We start from the raw sequence: 19,726 nt of genomic DNA, 5'->3' as shown, positions 1-19,726 counted from the left end.
CCTTCACACGGCATGCTTTGAGGATATTTAGAGCGAAAGTCGTGCCATTCGGTTCGGTTTTATTTAAACCGTTTGGAATCAATAAGTTGGCTGATCAAGGGAGGGGTGCGGTGGAAAATTGACTGAAATATGACAGTCGCCAGCGGCAAATGCGTGCCGCGGCAGGAATCTGCCGCGGCAACAAAAGCGACGTATGGCAGTTATTGCGCGTTGAACGCCTGTCCATTGATGCCGGTGCTGTCCGGGCCCATCAGGTACAGGTAGACCGGCATGATTTCTTCCGGTGTCGGGTTGTTCAGCGGGTTTTCCCCCGGATACGCCTGGGCGCGCATGCTGGTGCGCGTGCCGCCCGGGTTGATGCTGTTGGAGCGTACCGGCGCGACACCGTCGACTTCATCGGCCAGGGTTTGCATCAAGCCTTCGGTGGCGAACTTCGATACGCCATAAGCGCCCCAGTACGCACGGCCCTTGCGCCCGACGCTGCTGGAGGTGAACACCACCGAGGCATCCTGCGACAGCTTGAGCAGCGGCAGCAGGGTGCTGGTCAGCATGAACATGGCGTTGACGTTGACTTGCATGACGCGCATGAAGTTTTCACCGGACAACTGTTCGATCGGCGTGCGCGGGCCGATGATCGAAGCGTTGTGCAGCAGGCCGTCGAGGTGGCCGAACTCGGTCTCGATCATCGCGGCCAGCTCATCATACTGATGGGGCAGGGCGGTTTCGAGATTGAACGGAATCACGGCGGGTTGCGGATGCCCGGCAGCCTCGATCTCGTCATACACCTGCGTCAGGTTCGCTTCGGTTTTGCCCAGCAGCAATACCGTAGCGCCATGGGCGGCGTAGGTTTTTGCGGCTGCCGCGCCGATCCCGCGACCGGCACCGGTGACCAGAATGACCCGATCCTTGAGCAATTCGGGGCGAGCGGAATAATCAAACATAAAAACCTCATCAAGTCAGATCGTTCCCACGCTCTGCGTGGGAATGCAGCCAATGACGCTCTGCGTCAGGTCTCAGCAACTGCAAAGCGCGCTATCGAGCACCTTGCGCAGCTCCGACGGATGATCCACCACCACGTCCGCCCCCCAATGCCGCGGGTTGTCGTCCGGGTGGATGTAGCCGAACGTCACCGCTGCCGTTTTCGTACCGGCATCGCGCCCCGATTCGATATCACGCAGATCATCGCCGACAAACAGCACCGTCGCCGGATCCAGATCAAGCATCTTGCACGCGAGGATCAATGGCTCCGGATCCGGCTTGCTGTTCTTCACGTGATCCGGGCAGATCAGCAGCGCCGAACGCTCAGCCAATCCCAGTTGCTGCATGATCGGCTCGGCAAAGCGCAGTGGTTTGTTGGTGACCACGCCCCAGATCAGCTTGGCCTTTTCGATATCTGCCAGCAGTTCACCCATGCCGTCAAACAGTTTGCTGTGCACGGCGCAGCCAACCAGATAGCGCTCAAGGAACTCCAGACGCAGTTCTTCGAAGCCCGGCGATTCCGGGTCCATCGAAAACGTCACCGCGACCATGGCTTTGGCGCCACCGGAAATCTCGTCGCGGATGTGCTTGTCGTTGATCGGCGGCAAGCCGCGATCTGCACGCATGGCCTGGCAGATGGCGATGAAGTCCGGCGCCGTGTCGAGCAGGGTGCCGTCCATGTCGAAAAGAACTGCTCTGATCGCCATCGGCTTACTCCTCGCGCAGGGTCTGGATCATGTAGTTGACGTCAACGTCGCTGGCCAGTTTGTAGTGCTTGGTCAGCGGGTTGTAGGTCAGGCCGATGATGTCTTTGACGGTCAGGCCGGCCATGCGGCTCCAGGCACCCAGCTCGGACGGGCGGATGAATTTCTTGAAATCGTGGGTGCCGCGCGGCAGCAGCTTCATGATGTATTCAGCGCCGATGATGGCGAACAGGTAGGCCTTCGGGTTGCGGTTGATGGTCGAGAAGAACACCTGACCGCCCGGCTTGACCATGCGGAAGCAGGCGCGGATCACTGACGACGGATCCGGCACGTGCTCGAGCATTTCCAGGCACGTGACCACGTCAAACTGCTCCGGCATTTCTTCGGCCAGGGCTTCGGCGGTGATCTGGCGGTACTCAACGCTGACGCCGGATTCCAGTTGATGCAGTTGCGCGACCGCCAGCGGCGCTTCGCCCATGTCGATGCCCATCACCGTGGCACCGCGTTGCGCCATGGCTTCGCTGAGGATGCCGCCGCCGCAACCGACGTCGAGGACTTTCTTGCCGGCCAGATTGACCCGCTCGTCAATCCAGTTGACCCGCAGCGGGTTGATGTCGTGCAGTGGTTTGAACTCGCTTTCGCGGTCCCACCAGCGATGGGCCAAGGCTTCGAATTTGGCGATTTCAGCGTGGTCGACGTTGCTCATGTTTAATCCTCTAAAACTTTAAAAGTGCTGTAGCCCTGGCGTTTGCGCCAAGGTGTTTACGATTCGGTGTGGCCGCTGATGCGCTGGCCCCAGGTCCGGGCGGTGGCGCCCAGTTGCTCTTCGTCCATGCGCGTCAGGCGGCGGTCGTCGAGCAGTTGCTTGCCGGCGACCCACAGGTGTTTCACGCAATCGCGACCGGTGGCATATATAAGCTGCGAGACCGGGTCATATACCGGTTGCTGGGCCAGGCCGGACAGGTCGAAAGCGACGATGTCGGCAGCTTTGCCAATTTCCAGCGAGCCGACTTGCGCCTCGATCCCCAGTGCGCGCGCGCCGTTGAGTGTGGCCATGCGCAGCGCTCGATGGGCGTCGAGTGCGGTGGCGGAACCGGCGACGGCTTTGGCCAGCAGCGCAGCGGTACGGGTTTCGCCGAGCAGATCCAGATCGTTATTGCTGGCGGCGCCATCGGTGCCAACGGCCACGTTGACGCCAGCCTGCCACAAACGCTCGACCGGGCAGAAGCCGCTGGCGAGTTTCAGGTTCGATTCCGGGCAGTGGATCACGCTGGTGTTGCTTTCTACCAGTAACGCCAGGTCGTCATCGCTGATCTGGGTCATGTGCACGGCCTGGAAGCGCGGGCCGAGCAGGCCGAGACGGCCGAGGCGCGCGAGCGGACGTTCACCGCGCTGCTCCAGCGCTTGCTGAACTTCGAAAGCGGTTTCGTGCACGTGCATATGGATCGAGGCGTCCAGCTCCTCGGCAATCACGCGGATTTTCTCGAGGTTTTCGTCACCGACGGTGTACGGTGCATGGGGGCCGAAGGTGATCTTGATCCGTTCATGGTGCCTGAGATCGCCGAACAACTCGACGCCCTGACGAATGGCTTCATCGGCGCTGCTGGCGCCCGGAATCGGGAAATCAAGGATTGGAATGGCGATCTGCGCGCGAATGCCGCTGTTGTGCACGCGCTCGCTGGCGACTTTCGGGTAGAAATACATGTCCGAGAAACAGGTGATGCCGCCCTTGATCTGCTCGGCGATAGCCAAATCAGTCCCATCGCGAACGAAATCTTCATCGACCCACTTGGCCTCGGCCGGCCAGATGTGATTTTCCAGCCAGGTCATCAGCGGCAAATCATCGGCCAGGCCACGAAACAGCGTCATCGCCGCGTGACCGTGCGCGTTGATCAGGCCGGGGGCGAGCAGCACATCCGGCAATTCCCGGGTTTCTGTGGCGTTACACTTCAATGCTTCGGCGCGCGGGCCGATAAACACGATGCGACCGTCGCGAATGCCCAGGCCGTGCTCCTTGAGCACAACGCCTGCAGGTTCGACGGGTACCAGCCAGGTCGGCAGCAATAATAAGTCGAGCGCAATGGCAGGTTTCGGCATCGAGGGGCGGTTCCAGTGCTTTTGTAAAGGATGGCGAAGTATACCCGAGCGTCTTCGCGGGGGGATCGCTATAATCGGCGGCTTTTGTTCATGAGTACGGGGTGAGGGATGCGCGATCGACTGTTGGCTGCGGAGAAAGTAAAGGCCATCGATTGGCGAGATGGCGCGCTCCACCTGCTGGATCAGCGTATTTTGCCGTTCGAGGAAACCTGGATTGCCTACACCAGCGCCGCCGGCGTGGCCGAGGCGATTCGTTCGATGGTGGTGCGCGGTGCGCCGGCCATCGGCATCAGCGCAGCCTATGGCATTGTGCTGGCGGCCCGTGCCCGTCTGACCGAAGGTGGCGACTGGGCTGCGGCGCTGGAAGAAGATTTCGCCTTGCTGGCCGATTCTCGTCCGACCGCAGTCAATCTGTTCTGGGCGTTGGGCCGGATGCACGATCGACTGGATCGTCTGAAAGGCAACGCCGACCCGTTGGCGGCGCTGGAAGCCGAAGCCATTGCCATTCATGAAAGCGACCGCGAAGCCAACCTGACCATGGCCCAGCTCGGCGTTGACCTGATCCGCAAGCACCAGGGCAATGCGCAGGCGATTCTGACTCACTGCAACACCGGTGCGCTGGCTACCGGCGGGTTCGGTACGGCGCTGGGGGTGATTCGCGCGGCTTATCTGGAAGGCATGGTCGAGCGCGTTTATGCCGATGAAACCCGTCCGTGGCTGCAGGGTTCGCGCCTGACCGCTTGGGAACTGGCCAACGAAGGCATTCCGGTCACCCTGAATGCCGACTCCGCCGCTGCGCACATCATGAAAACCAAAGGCGTGACCTGGGTGATCGTCGGTGCGGACCGCATCACCGCCAACGGTGACGTGGCCAACAAGATCGGCACCTACCAACTGGCGGTCAACGCCATGCACCACGGCGTGCGTTTCATGGTGGTGGCGCCAAGTTCGACCATCGACATGAATCTGGCCAGCGGTGACGACATCCCGATCGAGGAGCGTGATGGCGCCGAGTTGCTCGAAGTGGGTGGCAAGCGCGTCGGCGCGGACGTTGAAGCGTTCAACCCGGTATTTGACGTGACGCCGGCCGACCTGATCGATGCGATCGTCACCGAAAAAGGCATCGTCGAGCGCCCGGATACCGCGAAAATGGCCCAGTTGATGTGCCGCAAACGCCTGCATTGATTGGCTTGATGTCTGAATTGTCCTCTTCGCGAGCAGGCTCGCTCCCACAGGTTTTGTGAGCGCCACAGAACCCTGTGGGAGCGAGCTTGCTCGCGAAGGGGCCCTAAATGTCAATAAACATCGCTAAACCAAGCCCCAATTCTGCATTCAAAGAAGCTCTGAGCCTCTCTCGTCCCCGTTAAGCCTGTCACCGGTCAACTAACTATGCTCCATGCGCATCAGGGGGATAGGTGCGTGGCGGCTCTTGTGATAACATCCGGCGTTTTCCGAGGCAGCTCCACGGAGCTGTCTTTACTGCGCAAATCCGCGATCCAATGTTGATTTGTCGTAAGTCGGTGCATGGCACTCGGTCTGCCCCGACGAGCTTCGTTGGTCCCATATGGATATGACGAAGTTTCACCAGAAAAAGGAATCAGGCTTCTCATGGGCGAACTGGCCAAAGAAATCCTCCCGGTCAATATCGAAGACGAGCTGAAACAGTCCTACCTCGACTACGCGATGAGCGTGATCGTCGGCCGTGCACTGCCGGATGCGCGCGATGGCCTCAAGCCCGTGCACCGTCGCGTACTGTTCGCGATGAGCGAGCTGGGCAACGACTTCAACAAGCCGTACAAGAAATCTGCCCGTGTTGTCGGCGACGTGATCGGTAAGTATCACCCGCACGGTGATACCGCGGTGTACGACACCATCGTTCGTATGGCCCAGCCTTTCTCCCTGCGCTACCTGCTGGTAGACGGTCAGGGCAACTTCGGTTCGGTCGACGGCGACAACGCTGCGGCCATGCGATACACCGAAGTGCGCATGACCAAGCTGGCGCACGAGCTGCTGGCTGACCTGCATAAAGAAACCGTGGATTGGGTGCCGAACTACGACGGCACCGAAATGATCCCGGCGGTCATGCCGACCCGTATCCCCAACCTGCTGGTCAACGGCTCCAGCGGTATCGCCGTGGGCATGGCGACCAACATTCCGCCGCACAACCTCGGTGAAGTCATCGACGGTTGCCTGGCGCTCATCGACAACCCTGAGCTGACCGTCGATGAACTGATGCAATACATCCCCGGTCCGGACTTCCCGACCGCCGCGATCATCAACGGTCGCGCCGGCATCATCGAAGCCTACCGTACCGGTCGTGGCCGTATTTACATGCGCGCCCGCTCGATCATCGAAGACATCGACAAGGTCGGTGGCCGTCAGCAGATCGTCATCACCGAGCTGCCGTACCAACTGAACAAGGCGCGTCTGATCGAGAAGATCGCCGAGCTGGTCAAAGAGAAGAAGCTGGAAGGCATCACCGAACTGCGCGACGAGTCCGACAAGGACGGTATGCGCGTCGTGATCGAACTGCGTCGCGGCGAAGTACCTGAGGTGATCCTCAACAACCTCTACGCCCAGACCCAGCTGCAATCGGTATTCGGCATCAACATCGTTGCGCTGATCGACGGCCGTCCACGCATCCTTAACCTCAAGGATCTGCTGGAAGCCTTCGTCCGTCACCGTCGCGAAGTGGTCACCCGCCGTACCGTGTTCGAACTGCGCAAGGCGCGCGAGCGTGGTCATATCCTCGAAGGCCAGGCCGTTGCCCTGTCGAACATCGACCCGGTCATCGCCCTGATCAAGGCTTCGCCGACGCCGTCGGAAGCCAAAGAAGCGCTGGTCAGCACGCCGTGGGAATCCTCGGCAGTGGTGGCGATGGTTGAGCGTGCCGGTGCCGACTCGTGCCGTCCGGAAAACCTCGATCCGCAATACGGTCTGCGCGAAGGCAAGTACTTCCTGTCGCCAGAACAGGCGCAAGCCATTCTGGAACTGCGTCTGCACCGTCTGACCGGTCTGGAACACGAAAAACTGCTGGCCGAGTATCAAGAGATTCTCAACCAGATCGGCGAGCTGATCCGCATCCTCAACAGCGCCGTGCGCCTGATGGAAGTGATCCGCGAAGAGCTGGAAGTGATCCGCGCCGAATACGGCGACCAGCGCCGCACCGAAATTCTCGATGCCCGTCTCGACCTGACCCTGGGTGACATGATCCCGGAAGAAGAGCGCGTCGTGACCATCTCCCACGGTGGCTACGCCAAGACCCAGCCACTGGCTGCGTACCGGGCTCAGCGTCGTGGCGGTAAAGGCAAGTCGGCCACCGGCGTCAAGGATGAGGACTACATCGCTCACCTGCTGGTTGCCAACAGCCACACCACGCTGCTGCTGTTCTCCAGCAAAGGCAAGGTTTACTGGCTCAAGACCTACGAAATTCCGGAAGCGTCCCGCGCCGCCCGTGGTCGTCCGCTGGTCAACCTTCTGCCATTGAGCGAAGGTGAATACATCACCACCATGCTGCCGGTCGATCTCGAAGCCATGAAGCGTCAGGCCGATGAAGAAGAAGCCGAAGGCGCCGAGGCTGATGTAGAAGAAATCGAAAACAGCAACGAGACCGATGAAGAACGTCGTGCTCGCATCAAGGCTGCCGACCGCAAGAAAGCCCCGTTCATCTTCATGTCGACCGCCAACGGTACCGTGAAGAAGACTCCGCTGGTGGCCTTCAGCCGTCAGCGCAGCGTTGGTCTGATCGCACTGGAGCTGGACGAAGGTGACATCCTGATCTCCGCCGCCATTACCGATGGCGAGCAGGAAATCATGCTGTTCTCCGACGGCGGCAAAGTGACTCGCTTCAAGGAATCCGAAGTTCGCGCCATGGGCCGTACCGCCCGCGGTGTGCGTGGTATGCGTCTGCCAGAAGGGCAGAAGCTGATCTCCATGCTGATTCCAGAAGAAGGCAGCGAGATTCTCACTGCTTCCGAGCGCGGCTACGGCAAGCGTACGGCGATCACCGAGTTCCCTGAATACAAGCGTGGCGGTCAGGGCGTTATCGCCATGGTCAGCAACGAGCGTAACGGCCGTCTGGTCGGCGCGGTTCAGGTGCAGGACGGTGAAGAAATCATGTTGATCTCCGATCAGGGCACTCTGGTGCGTACCCGTGTCGACGAAGTGTCGAGCCTGGGTCGTAACACACAGGGCGTCACGCTGATCAAGCTGGCCAAGGATGAAACCCTGGTCGGGCTGGAGCGGGTTCAGGAGCCTTCGGAAGTTGAAGGTGAAGAGCTTGAGGGTGAAGAGGGCGAGGAATTCGAAGGCAATGTCGTGATCGACGATGCTGCCGAAGACCAGCAACTCGACGCCGCAGCAGACGAAGAACCGCAAGAATAAGCGGACAAACAAGGGGGCGGATGAGAATTCGCCCCCTTGTTATTTGTCCGGTATGAAATTTCGGCGCCCATGAAGATCCATGTGGGAGCGAGCTTGCTCGCGAAGGCGGAGTATCAGGCGACATCGTTGTTGAATGTCAGTCCGCCTTCGCGAGCAAGCTCGCTCCCACATAAAATCAGCGCCGACTGATATGTGATACCACCAAATCAGAGCGAGATTGGATGTGAGCAAGCGAGCCTATAACTTCTGCGCCGGTCCTGCGGCGCTTCCTGAAGCTGTCCTGCAACGTGCCCAGGGTGAACTCCTTGATTGGCACGGCAAGGGTCTGTCGGTCATGGAAATGAGCCATCGCAGTGATGAGTTCGTGTCCATCGCCACCCAGGCCGAGCAGGATCTGCGTGACCTGCTGAATATCCCGTCGAACTACAAAGTGCTGTTTCTGCAAGGTGGCGCCAGCCAGCAATTCGCGCAGATTCCACTGAACCTGCTGCCGGAAAACGGCTCGGCCGACTATATCGACACCGGTATCTGGTCACAGAAAGCCATCGAAGAAGCCTCGCGCTACGGCCACGTCAACGTTGCCGCCACCGCCAAGCCTTACGACTATTTCGCCATTCCGGGCCAGAACGAGTGGAACCTGTCGAAAGACGCCGCTTACGTTCACTACGCGCCGAACGAAACCATCGGCGGTCTGGAGTTTCAGTGGATCCCCGAAACCGGTGACGTGCCGTTGGTAGCGGACATGTCTTCGGACATCCTCTCGCGTCCGGTCGACATCTCGCGTTTCGGCATGATCTACGCCGGCGCACAGAAAAACATCGGCCCAAGCGGTATCGTCGTCAACATCATCCGCGAAGACTTGCTCGGCAAGGCGCGCTCGCTGTGCCCGACGATGCTCGACTACAAAGTCGCGGCCGATAACGGCTCGATGTACAACACCCCGCCGACACTGGCCTGGTACCTGTCTGGTCTGGTGTTCCAGTGGTTGAAAGAGCAGGGTGGTGTCGAAGCGATCGCCAAACTGAATGACGTCAAACAGCGCACGCTGTACGACTTCATCGACGCCAGCGGCCTCTACAGCAACCCGATCAACAAGTCGGATCGCTCGTGGATGAACGTGCCGTTCCGTCTGGCTGATGATCGTCTGGACAAGCCGTTCCTGGTCGGTGCCGAAGAGCGCGGCTTGCTCAATCTGAAGGGCCACCGCTCCGTGGGCGGCATGCGCGCCTCCATCTACAACGCCGTCGACATCACCGCCGTTAACGCGCTGGTGGCGTACATGGCTGAATTCGAGAAGGAACACGGCTGATGTCCGAGCAAGAACTCAAGGCACTGCGCGTTCGTATTGACGCTCTGGACACCAAAGTCCTTGAGCTGATCAGTGAGCGTGCGCGTTGCGCCCAGGAAGTCGCGCGAGTAAAGATGGCCTCGCTGGCCGAAGGCGAAGTGCCGGTGTTCTATCGTCCTGAGCGCGAAGCTCAGGTGCTCAAGCGTGTGATGGAGCGCAATCAGGGACCGCTGGGCAACGAAGAGATGGCGCGGTTGTTCCGCGAAATCATGTCCTCGTGCCTGGCGCTGGAGCAGCCGCTGAAAGTGGCTTACCTCGGTCCTGAAGGTACCTTCACCCAGGCTGCAGCCATGAAGCACTTCGGTCACGCGGTGATCAGCAAGCCGATGGCGGCGATCGACGAAGTGTTCCGTGAAGTGGCAGCCGGTGCGGTGAATTTTGGCGTGGTGCCGGTGGAAAACTCCACCGAAGGCGCGGTCAACCACACGCTGGACAGCTTCCTCGAGCACGACATGGTTATCTGTGGCGAAGTCGAGCTGCGCATTCACCATCACCTGTTGGTTGGTGAAAACACCAAGACCGACAGTATCAGTCGTATCTATTCCCACGCGCAGTCGCTGGCCCAGTGCCGCAAGTGGCTGGACGCGCATTACCCGAATGTCGAGCGCGTTGCGGTATCGAGCAACGCCGAAGCGGCCAAGCGCGTCAAAGGCGAGTGGAACTCGGCAGCGATTGCCGGTGATATGGCGGCCGGTCTGTATGGCCTGACCCGTCTGGCCGAGAAGATCGAAGACCGTCCGGACAACTCGACGCGCTTCCTGATGATCGGTAATCAGGAAGTACCGCCGACCGGTGACGACAAGACTTCGATCATCGTTTCGATGAGCAACAAGCCGGGTGCGCTCCACGAGCTGCTGGTGCCGTTCCATGACAACGGGATCGACCTGACCCGGATCGAAACCCGTCCGTCGCGCAGCGGCAAATGGACCTACGTGTTCTTCATCGACTTCGTCGGCCACCACCGTGATCCGTTGATCAAAGGTGTGCTGGAAAAGATCAGTCAGGAAGCAGTAGCACTCAAAGTGCTGGGTTCCTACCCGAAAGCAGTTCTCTAAGGGCGGTAGCAAATGAGTGGCAATTTCCTCGCTCTGGCACAGCCGGGCGTGCAACAACTTTCGCCGTACGTTCCGGGCAAGCCTGTGGACGAACTGGCGCGCGAGCTGGACCTGGATCCGGCCAAAATCGTCAAACTGGCGAGCAACGAAAACCCGCTAGGCGCCAGTCCGAAAGCCTTGGCGGCCATCCGCGAAGAGCTGGCCGAGCTGACGCGTTACCCGGATGGCAACGGTTTTGCGCTGAAATCCCTGCTGGCCGAGCAATGCCGTGTCGAGCTGAGCCAGGTCACTCTGGGTAACGGCTCCAACGACATTCTTGAGCTGGTCGCGCGTGCCTATCTGGCGCCGGGCCTGAACGCTGTTTTCAGCGAACATGCTTTTGCGGTGTATCCGATTGCCACTCAGGCGGTCGGTGCTCAGGCCAAAGTGGTGCCGGCCAAGGATTGGGGGCATGATCTGCCTGCGATGCTCGCGGCCATCGATGGCAATACCCGCGTCGTATTTATCGCCAACCCGAACAACCCGACCGGTACCTGGTTCGGCGCAGAAGCGCTGGACGAGTTCCTGCAGGATGTTCCGGAGCACGTGTTGGTGGTGCTCGACGAGGCGTACATTGAGTACGCCGAAGGCAGTGATCTGCCGGACGGACTGGATTTCCTTGCCGCTTACCCGAATCTGTTGGTCTCGCGTACCTTCTCCAAGGCCTATGGTCTGGCGGCATTGCGTGTTGGCTACGGTCTGTCGACCCCGGTTGTGGCTGATGTACTGAACCGTGTTCGCCAGCCATTCAACGTCAACAGCCTCGCCTTGGCGGCAGCCTGTGCGGCGTTGAAGGATGAGGAATATCTGGCGCAAAGCCGTCAACTCAACGAGGCAGGCATGCAGCAGTTGCAGGCCGGTTTCCGTGAGCTGGGCCTGAGCTGGATCGAATCCAAAGGCAACTTTATCTGCGTCGATCTCGCTCAAGTCGCAGCCCCGGTGTTTCAGGGCTTGCTGCGCGAAGGCGTGATCGTGCGTCCGGTGGCCAACTACGGCATGCCGAACCACCTGCGGGTGACCATTGGTCTGCCTGCGGAAAACAGCCGCTTCCTCGAAGCGCTGCGCAAGGTTCTGGCTCGTGGGTGATGTCACTGCACTGCAATCTGCTGCACCTATGATCGGGCGCCTTGTGGTGGTCGGTCTGGGGTTGATCGGTGGTTCGTTTGCCAAAGGCTTGCGTGAAAGTGGCATCTGCCGCGAAGTGGTCGGGGTCGATCTCGATCCGCAATCGCGCAAGCTGGCGGTCGAGTTGGGTGTGGTCGATCGTTGTGAAGATGATCTGGTGGTGGCCTGTCAGGGCGCTGACGTAATTCAGTTGGCGGTGCCGATTCTGGCCATGGAAAAAGTGCTCGCGCGTTTGGCGAGTATTGATCTGGGGGCGGCGATTCTGACTGATGTTGGCAGCGCCAAAGGCAATGTGGTGCGCGCGGCGACCGAGGCGTTTGTCGGCATGCCGGCGCGTTTCGTGCCGGGCCATCCGATTGCCGGCTCCGAGCAGAGCGGGGTGGAAGCCTCCAATGCCGAACTGTTCCGTCGCCACAAAGTGATCCTCACGCCGCTTGAGCAAACCGATCCGGCGGCGTTGGCTGTGGTCGATCGTCTGTGGCGCGAATTGGGCGCCGACGTCGAGCATATGCAGGTCGAGCGTCATGATGAAGTGCTGGCCGCGACCAGTCATCTGCCGCACCTGCTGGCCTTTGGTCTGGTCGATTCATTGGCCAAGCGCAATGAAAATCTTGAGATCTTCCGTTACGCTGCGGGCGGTTTCCGCGATTTCACAAGAATCGCCGGAAGCGACCCGGTGATGTGGCACGACATCTTCCTCGCCAACCGCGAGGCTGTCCTGCGCACACTCGATACATTTCGCAGCGACCTCGACGCTTTGCGCGACGCGGTCGATGCAGGGGATGGGCACCAATTGTTGGGCGTCTTCACGCGCGCCCGGGTTGCCCGCGAGCATTTCAGTAAAATCCTGGCCCGCAGGGCCTATGTGGACGCTATGAATTCCAACGATCTGATCTTCCTGGCTCAACCTGGTGGCCGCCTGTCCGGTCGGATTCGCGTACCGGGTGACAAATCCATTTCCCACCGTTCGATCATGCTCGGCTCGCTGGCCGAAGGCGTCACCGAAGTCGAAGGTTTCCTTGAGGGCGAAGACGCCCTGGCGACCTTGCAGGCATTCCGCGACATGGGCGTAGTCATCGAAGGCCCGCACCACGGACGCGTGACCATTCACGGTGTCGGCCTGCACGGCCTGAAACCGGCGCCGGGCCCGATCTATCTGGGCAACTCCGGCACGTCGATGCGTCTGCTGTCCGGCCTGTTGGCTGCACAGAGCTTCGACAGCGTTTTGACTGGCGATGCCTCGCTGTCCAAGCGTCCGATGAACCGCGTGGCCAATCCGCTGCGCGAAATGGGCGCGGTCATCGAAACTGCTGCCGAAGGTCGTCCACCAATGACCATTCGTGGCGGGCATAAACTCAAAGGCCTGACTTACACCATGCCGATGGCTAGCGCACAGGTGAAATCCTGCCTGCTGCTCGCCGGTCTGTACGCTGAGGGCAAGACCACCGTGACCGAGCCGGCACCTACCCGTGACCATACCGAACGCATGCTGCGTGGTTTTGGTTATTCGGTAAGCGTTGATGGAGCCACGGCATCGGTTGAGTCCGGTGGCAAACTGACTGCGACCCATATTGAAGTGCCGGGCGACATCTCGTCGTCGGCGTTCTTCCTGGTCGCAGCGTCGATCGCTGAAGGTTCGGAACTGGTGCTTGAGCACGTCGGCATCAACCCGACCCGTACCGGCGTGATCGACATCCTGCGCCTGATGGGTGCGGACATCACTCTGGAAAACCAGCGTGAAGTCGGCGGCGAGCCTGTGGCTGACCTGCGCGTACGGGCAGCTAAACTCAAAGGTATCGAGATTCCCGAAGAGCTGGTTCCGCTGGCCATCGACGAATTCCCGGTGCTGTTCGTGGCGGCGGCCTGTGCCGAAGGGCGCACTGTGCTGACCGGCGCTGAAGAGTTGCGGGTCAAGGAGTCGGATCGCATCCAGGTGATGGCGGACGGTCTGTTGGCGCTGGGCGTCAAATGCCAGCCAACCCCGGATGGTATCATTATCGACGGCGGCCAGATCGGCGGCGGCGAAGTGCATGGTCACGGCGATCACCGTATCGCGATGGCTTTCAGTGTGGCCTCCCTGCGCGCCACCGCACCGATCCGCATCCATGATTGCGCTAACGTCGCGACGTCGTTCCCCAACTTCCTCGCGCTGTGCGGGCAGGTCGGTATTCGTGTGGCACAAGAGGCTCAGTCGTGAAAAACATTGCACCGGTCATCACCATTGATGGGCCAAGCGGCTCGGGCAAAGGCACCGTAGCCGGAATTCTGGCCAAGCGTCTGGGCTGGAACCTGCTGGATTCCGGTGCGTTGTACCGCTTGCTGGCATTTGCTGCGCACAACCATGGTGTCGACCTGACCAATGAAGAGCTGCTGAAGAAGCTTGCCGCTCATCTGGATGTTCAGTTCATTGCGGCGACCGAAGGTCAGTTGCAACGGATCATTCTGGAAGGTGACGAAGTCAGCGATGTGATCCGCACCGAAAGCGTCGGCTCCGGCGCTTCGCAAGTGGCTGCATTGCCGGCCGTACGTGAGGCGCTGCTGCAGCGCCAGCGTGCTTTTCAGGAAGCGCCGGGTCTGGTGGCCGATGGTCGCGACATGGGCACGGTGGTTTTTCCGGATGCACCGCTGAAGATTTTCCTGACCGCCAGTGCTGAGGAGAGGGCGCGCCGTCGATATTTGCAGTTGAAGGGCAAAGTCGAGGGTGTTAGTCTGTCGAGTCTGCTAGATGAGATCCGTGCACGCGACGAGCGTGACACCCAGCGAGCGGTAGCCCCGCTTAAGCCGGCGGCTGACGCCATACAGCTGGATTCCACGGAGTTGTCCATCGATCAGGTGCTTGAACGCATCATGAGCGAGATCGCCATTCGCGATATCGCCGGGTGACCAAGAAGGCCGCAGGGGACCAGTCATAGTCCTGCGACGCTTCTTCTATATGAAACTAACCCACACCGTCTGGGGTGTGGAGATGGGCGTATCCTTCGCCCTCATTTACAGGAATTAAAATGAGCGAAAGCTTTGCGGAACTCTTTGAAGAAAGCCTAAAAACCCTGAACCTTCAGGCAGGCTCCATCATCACCGGTGTTATCGTTGATATCGATTACCAAGCTCGCTGGGTAACCGTTCACGCTGGCCTGAAGTCTGAAGCACTCATCCCGCTTGAGCAGTTCTACAACGACGCTGGCGATCTGACTATCAATGTCGGTGACGAAGTTCACGTTGCGCTGGACTCGGTTGAAGACGGTTTCGGTGAAACCAAGCTGTCCCGTGAAAAAGCCAAGCGCGCTGAATGCTGGATCGTTCTGGAAGCAGCCTTCGCAGCCGAGGAAGTGGTCAAGGGCGTTATCAACGGTAAGGTTAAAGGCGGCTTCACTGTCGACGTTAACGGCATCCGTGCGTTCCTGCCAGGTTCCCTGGTTGACGTCCGTCCAGTGCGCGACACCACGCACCTGGAAGGCAAAGAGCTGGAATTCAAGGTCATCAAGCTGGACCAGAAGCGCAACAACGTTGTCGTTTCCCGTCGCAGCGTCCTGGAAGCCGAGAACTCCGCCGAGCGTGAAGCTCTGCTGGAATCCCTGCAGGAAGGCCAGCAAGTCAAAGGTATCGTCAAAAACCTCACCGATTACGGCGCATTCGTCGATCTGGGTGGCGTGGACGGCCTGCTGCACATCACCGACATGGCCTGGAAGCGCATCAAGCATCCTTCCGAGATCGTCAACGTTGGTGACGAAATCGACGTTAAGGTTCTGAAATACGATCGCGAACGCAACCGTGTTTCCCTGGGCCTGAAGCAACTGGGCGAAGATCCATGGGTTGCTATCAAAGCCCGTTACCCAGAAAGCACTCGCGTTACCGCTCGTGTAACCAACCTGACCGACTACGGCTGCTTCGCTGAGCTGGAAGAAGGCGTTGAAGGTCTGGTACACGTTTCGGAAATGGACTGGACCAACAAGAACATCCACCCTTCGAAAGTCGTACAAGTCGGCGACGAAGTGGAAGTTATGGTTCTGGACATCGACGAAGAGCGTCGTCGTATCTCCCTGGGCATCAAGCAGTGCAAATCTAACCCATGGGAAGATTTCTCTGGCCAGTTCAACAAGGGCGATAAAATCTCCGGCACCATCAAGTCGATCACCGATTTCGGTATCTTCATTGGTCTGGACGGCGGCATCGACGGTCTGGTTCACCTGTCCGATATCTCCTGGAACGAAGTGGGCGAAGAAGCCGTACGTCGTTTCAAGAAGGGCGACGAGCTGGACACCGTTATCCTGTCGGTTGACCCAGAGCGCGAGCGTATCTCCCTGGGTATCAAGCAACTGGAAAGCGATCCGTTCTCCGAGTACGTCTCGGTTAACGACAAAGGCGCAATCGTTACTGGCACCGTGAAAGAAGTTGACGCCAAAGGCGCCATCATCGTTCTGGCCGACGATATCGAAGCGACTCTGAAAGCCTCCGAAATCAGCCGTGACCGCGTTGAAGACGCGCGCAACGTTCTGAAAGAAGGCCAGGAAGTAGAAGCCAAGATCATCAGCGTTGATCGTAAGAGCCGTGTAATTCAGCTGTCGATCAAATCGAAAGACGATGCTGAAGAGAAAGAAGCTATCCAGAGCCTGAAAGAAACCGCTCCGGAAGACAAAACCGATACCACTATGGCTGCGCTGCTGAAGCAAGCAATGGCCAAACAGAACTAAGTTCTGCTTGATCGTGAAAAAGGGCGACTTCGGTCGCCCTTTTTTGTGTCTGCGATTTGGTGCTCCGTGGCTTGTGTGAGGATTTTGGTGAAACCAATCTCGCTTCTGGGTGGTCTGTTTCTTTAATCGGATCAATCGCCTATTCACGACTAAGCTTGGTCTTAAGCGTGTAGTCGTCGGGCAGTTGCCTGGCATAAGGAAGTGGATGAACAAGTTTATTGTCCTCATTGCTGTCTTGGTTTTGGCTGGCTGTACGACCAGTGCCAAAACCCATGCGGTGCGTGGCGTCAGTGGTATAGAGGTCGATTGCTCCGGGTTGGGCTCTGGCTGGGAGAAATGCCAGAAGCGCGCGGCTAAGGAGTGTAAGGGCGCGGGCTACAAAGTGATCACGCGATCAGATGATGCCAAGGATGATGATGAGTTTCCTTTTGGCTTCAACCCGGCAGGCTACGTGACACGCACCATGCTGGTGATATGTCGTTAAGCATGCTGTGCCCTGTTTGTTGCTGTAATGCCCTGAAAACGGGCGTTTCGATGCGTAGGAAGATATGTCAATCCCTGGGCTGTTCAAAATCTTCCGGGCGTGCTAAAACCTTTCAAGCGCTGATCTAGCTGCTTGAAAAAGAAGGGAAAAATATGACGAAGTCGGAGTTGATCGAACGAATTGTCACCCATCAAGGGCTGCTCTCATCCAAGGATGTGGAGCTGGCCATCAAGACCATGCTTGAGCAAATGTCCCAATGTCTGGCTACCGGTGATCGTATCGAGATCCGTGGGTTTGGCAGCTTCTCTCTGCACTACCGTGCGCCTCGTGTTGGCCGCAATCCAAAGACTGGCCAGTCTGTCAGCCTTGACGGTAAATTCGTACCGCACTTCAAGCCGGGTAAGGAGTTGCGTGATCGGGTGAATGAGGAAGAGGAGGAGGGGGTTTGATCTTCGCTATTCAAATTCGAGGGGGCGTGAATGCGTAACCTGAAACGCATACTGCTTGGCGTATTTCTTCTGCTGATGGTTCTGATTGTTCTGGCGTTTGTGCTTGAGAATCAGCAGTCGGTTTCGCTTTTGTTTCTAGGTTTTTCCGGCCCGCAGTTGCCAGTGTCGCTAGTTGCAGTGTTAGCACTGTTGATCGGCATGTTGATCGGCCCTGTATTGGGCTGGTTTCTGGGGCGTTCGTCCAGAGCCGCACGCAAGCGACTGGTCTGAAAACGACAGGCGCAGGGCATCTGTCGAAATTGCGCCTCAGCCTGTCTTTATCCATTAGTAAAACCATCATTAAGCTGTAAAATGCTCCCCTTGTTCGATCGTGCCTTATTGCATGACGATTCAGACTGACTCTGATGGATGCCAATTGCGACTGGCCTCTGCATTCATGGATTAGATGGCGCTCAGTGGCAGCGCTATCCGCAGCTCAAGGGTATCGTTTCGCGTGAAAATTCTAGTTACCGGCGGCGCCGGGTTCATCGGCTCGGCAGTCATCCGTCACATAATCTCCAATACGTCCGATGCTGTCGTTAACGTCGATAAGCTGACTTACGCCGGTAATCTGGAGTCGCTGGCAGAAGTCAGCCAGAATTCGCGCTATGCATTTGAACGCGTCGATATCTGTGATCGTGATCAGATCGACCGTGTCCTGCGTGAACACCAACCAGATGCAATCATGCACCTGGCCGCAGAATCCCACGTCGATCGCTCGATCTCTGGTCCGTCCGAGTTTATCCAGACCAACATCATCGGTACTTACACGCTGCTCGAGGCCGCCCGCCACTACTGGGCCGCGCTGGATGATGCGCGTAAAGCCAGTTTCCGCTTCCACCATATTTCGACTGACGAAGTTTACGGAGACCTCGAAGGTCCGGAAGACCTCTTCACCGAAACCACGCCATACCAGCCAAGTTCGCCTTACTCGGCCAGCAAGGCTAGCTCCGATCACTTGGTTCGCGCTTGGGCCCGTACTTACGGCCTGCCTACCTTGGTGACTAACTGCTCGAACAACTACGGTCCATGCCATTTCCCTGAGAAACTGATCCCGCTGATCATTCTCAATGCGCTGGAAGGCAAGCCTCTGCCGGTTTACGGCAAAGGCAACCAGGTTCGTGACTGGCTGTATGTCGAAGATCACGCGCGCGCGTTGTACAAAGTCGTCACCGAAGGCGTGATCGGTGAGACTTACAATATCGGCGGTCATAACGAAAAACAAAACATCGAAGTGGTGCACACCCTCTGTGCGTTGCTCGATGAGTTGCGTCCTGATTCAGCTCACCGTCCGCATGCCAGCCTGATTACTTATGTACAGGATCGTCCTGGCCACGACGTACGTTATGCAATCGACGCTAGCAAGATTCAGCGAGAACTGGGCTGGACACCGGAAGAGACTTTTGAAACCGGTATTCGCAAAACCGTCGAGTGGTACCTCACCAACACTGAATGGGTTGAGCACGTGAAGAGCGGTAGCTACCAGCAGTGGATTGACCAGAACTACGCAGATCGATCGACTAAAGCATGAGAACTTTATTGCTGGGTATGAATGGGCAGGTGGGATGGGAGCTACAACGCGCCCTTGCACCACTTGGAGAATTAATTGCCCTTGATCGCAATACCGGTGGTGACTTATCTGATCTGGACGCCCTGCGCACGACGATTCGCAAGGTTGGACCTGACGTAATCGTCAATGCCGCGGCCTATACCGCTGTCGATAAGGCTGAGTCGGAAACCGAACTGTCAGACCGTGTGAACTCTCGGGCGAGTCAGGTCATGGCTGAAGAGGCTGCGTCCTTGGGTAGCTGGCTTGTTCATTACTCGACCGACTATGTGTTCAGCGGGCAGGGTACGCAGCCTTGGCAAGAAACTGATGCAGCCGCCCCGGTGAATCACTATGGCGCCAGTAAGCTGGCCGGTGAGCAAGCGATTATTGCGTCAGGTTGCAAGTACCTGATCTTCCGCACCAGTTGGGTTTACGGCGCGCGTGGCAACAATTTTGCCAAAACCATGCTGCGTTTAGCCAAGGATCGCGAAACGCTTAACGTTATTGCCGACCAGATCGGGGCTCCGACAGGTGCTGATCTGATTGCCGACGTGACGGTTTTGGCTATTCAACAAGTGATACAGCGCCCTGAACTGGCGGGTCTTTATCACCTGACAGCAGGCGGTGAGGTTTCCTGGCACGGCTATGCCAGCCATGTCATCGAATTTGCTCAAACCAATGGCGAGCAGCTTGCGGTTAAAACGGTAGATCCGATCGAATCCAGCGCTTATCCAACACCTGCACGGCGTCCTCTGAATTCACGTTTGAATACGCAGAAACTACGTGAC

17 protein-coding genes are annotated in these 19,726 nt (G+C 58.4%); 13 read left to right on the top strand and 4 right to left on the bottom strand.

Annotated elements, in window-relative coordinates; all coding sequences use genetic code 11:
• Positions 1 to 200: 200 nt before the first annotated feature.
• The 4 genes from AB4O11_RS00085 to AB4O11_RS00070 all read right to left on the bottom strand — a co-directional run bounded on the left by AB4O11_RS00085 (position 201) and on the right by AB4O11_RS00070 (position 3,779).
• Positions 201 to 941 carry a YciK family oxidoreductase gene (locus AB4O11_RS00085; protein ID WP_025113079.1) on the bottom strand — a complete coding sequence of 247 codons (741 nt, stop codon included), beginning with the start codon at positions 939 to 941 and terminating at the stop codon, positions 201 to 203.
• Between the two features lie 72 nt (positions 942 to 1,013).
• Positions 1,014 to 1,685 carry an N-acetylmuramic acid 6-phosphate phosphatase MupP gene (gene mupP, locus AB4O11_RS00080; protein WP_093435311.1) on the bottom strand — a complete coding sequence of 224 codons (672 nt, stop codon included), beginning with the start codon at positions 1,683 to 1,685 and terminating at the stop codon, positions 1,014 to 1,016.
• Positions 1,686 to 1,689: 4 nt separating this feature from the next.
• Positions 1,690 to 2,388 carry a bifunctional 2-polyprenyl-6-hydroxyphenol methylase/3-demethylubiquinol 3-O-methyltransferase UbiG gene (gene ubiG, locus AB4O11_RS00075; RefSeq protein ID WP_093435309.1) on the bottom strand — a complete coding sequence of 233 codons (699 nt, stop codon included), beginning with the start codon at positions 2,386 to 2,388 and terminating at the stop codon, positions 1,690 to 1,692.
• A gap of 56 nt (positions 2,389 to 2,444) precedes the next feature.
• Positions 2,445 to 3,779 (bottom strand): TRZ/ATZ family hydrolase, encoded by a 1,335-nt coding sequence (locus tag AB4O11_RS00070; protein WP_460129735.1) that lies wholly within the window; start codon positions 3,777 to 3,779, stop codon positions 2,445 to 2,447.
• A gap of 108 nt (positions 3,780 to 3,887) precedes the next feature.
• Here AB4O11_RS00070 and mtnA point away from each other — a divergent pair, with 108 nt between their 5' ends.
• The 13 genes from mtnA to rfbD all read left to right on the top strand — a co-directional run.
• Positions 3,888 to 4,964, top strand: a complete 1,077-nt coding sequence (gene mtnA / locus AB4O11_RS00065; protein WP_093435305.1) for an S-methyl-5-thioribose-1-phosphate isomerase — start codon at positions 3,888 to 3,890, stop codon at positions 4,962 to 4,964.
• Positions 4,965 to 5,387: 423 nt separating this feature from the next.
• Entirely contained in the window at positions 5,388 to 8,162 is a 2,775-nt protein-coding gene (gyrA, locus tag AB4O11_RS00060; RefSeq protein ID WP_460129733.1) for a DNA gyrase subunit A, read from the top strand.
• Positions 8,163 to 8,385: 223 nt separating this feature from the next.
• Positions 8,386 to 9,471, top strand: a complete 1,086-nt coding sequence (gene serC / locus AB4O11_RS00055; protein WP_194934042.1) for a 3-phosphoserine/phosphohydroxythreonine transaminase — start codon at positions 8,386 to 8,388, stop codon at positions 9,469 to 9,471.
• Complete coding sequence (gene pheA / locus AB4O11_RS00050) at positions 9,471 to 10,565, top strand: prephenate dehydratase (protein ID WP_016770924.1); 1,095 nt, start codon at positions 9,471 to 9,473, stop codon at positions 10,563 to 10,565. Before serC ends, pheA begins: the two co-directional genes overlap by 1 nt.
• Before the next feature lie 12 nt (positions 10,566 to 10,577).
• A complete protein-coding gene (gene hisC, locus AB4O11_RS00045; RefSeq protein WP_093435297.1) occupies positions 10,578 to 11,690 on the top strand; it encodes a histidinol-phosphate transaminase in 1,113 nt (370 codons plus the stop codon).
• A gap of 28 nt (positions 11,691 to 11,718) precedes the next feature.
• Complete coding sequence (locus AB4O11_RS00040; RefSeq protein ID WP_460129731.1) at positions 11,719 to 13,926, top strand: bifunctional prephenate dehydrogenase/3-phosphoshikimate 1-carboxyvinyltransferase; 2,208 nt, start codon at positions 11,719 to 11,721, stop codon at positions 13,924 to 13,926.
• Positions 13,923 to 14,612, top strand: a complete 690-nt coding sequence (gene cmk, locus AB4O11_RS00035) for a (d)CMP kinase (protein WP_064391442.1) — start codon at positions 13,923 to 13,925, stop codon at positions 14,610 to 14,612. The genes AB4O11_RS00040 and cmk overlap by 4 nt, the downstream gene beginning before the upstream one ends.
• 119 nt (positions 14,613 to 14,731) lie before the next feature.
• Entirely contained in the window at positions 14,732 to 16,417 is a 1,686-nt protein-coding gene (gene rpsA, locus AB4O11_RS00030) for a 30S ribosomal protein S1 (protein WP_460129729.1), read from the top strand.
• Between the two features lie 205 nt (positions 16,418 to 16,622).
• A complete protein-coding gene (locus AB4O11_RS00025) occupies positions 16,623 to 16,901 on the top strand; it encodes a hypothetical protein (protein ID WP_460129727.1) in 279 nt (92 codons plus the stop codon).
• 152 nt (positions 16,902 to 17,053) lie between these two features.
• Complete coding sequence (ihfB, locus tag AB4O11_RS00020; RefSeq protein ID WP_003189779.1) at positions 17,054 to 17,350, top strand: integration host factor subunit beta; 297 nt, start codon at positions 17,054 to 17,056, stop codon at positions 17,348 to 17,350.
• A 30-nt stretch (positions 17,351 to 17,380) separates the two neighbouring features.
• Complete coding sequence (locus AB4O11_RS00015; RefSeq protein WP_093435289.1) at positions 17,381 to 17,620, top strand: lipopolysaccharide assembly protein LapA domain-containing protein; 240 nt, start codon at positions 17,381 to 17,383, stop codon at positions 17,618 to 17,620.
• Positions 17,621 to 17,843: 223 nt separating this feature from the next.
• The gene (rfbB, locus tag AB4O11_RS00010; RefSeq protein ID WP_175559626.1) at positions 17,844 to 18,920 is read left to right on the top strand and encodes a dTDP-glucose 4,6-dehydratase; all 1,077 of its coding nucleotides are present in this window, start codon (positions 17,844 to 17,846) and stop codon (positions 18,918 to 18,920) included.
• Positions 18,917 to 19,726: dTDP-4-dehydrorhamnose reductase (gene rfbD / locus AB4O11_RS00005; RefSeq protein WP_460129725.1), on the top strand; the 810-nt coding region annotated here is incomplete at its 3' end. The genes rfbB and rfbD, both read left to right, overlap by 4 nt.

The sequence above is a fragment of the Pseudomonas sp. H1_D05 genome, assembly GCF_054682705.1.
The sequence above is the reverse complement of the archived record's forward strand: the minus strand, read 5'-3'. Positions and strand labels throughout refer to the sequence as shown.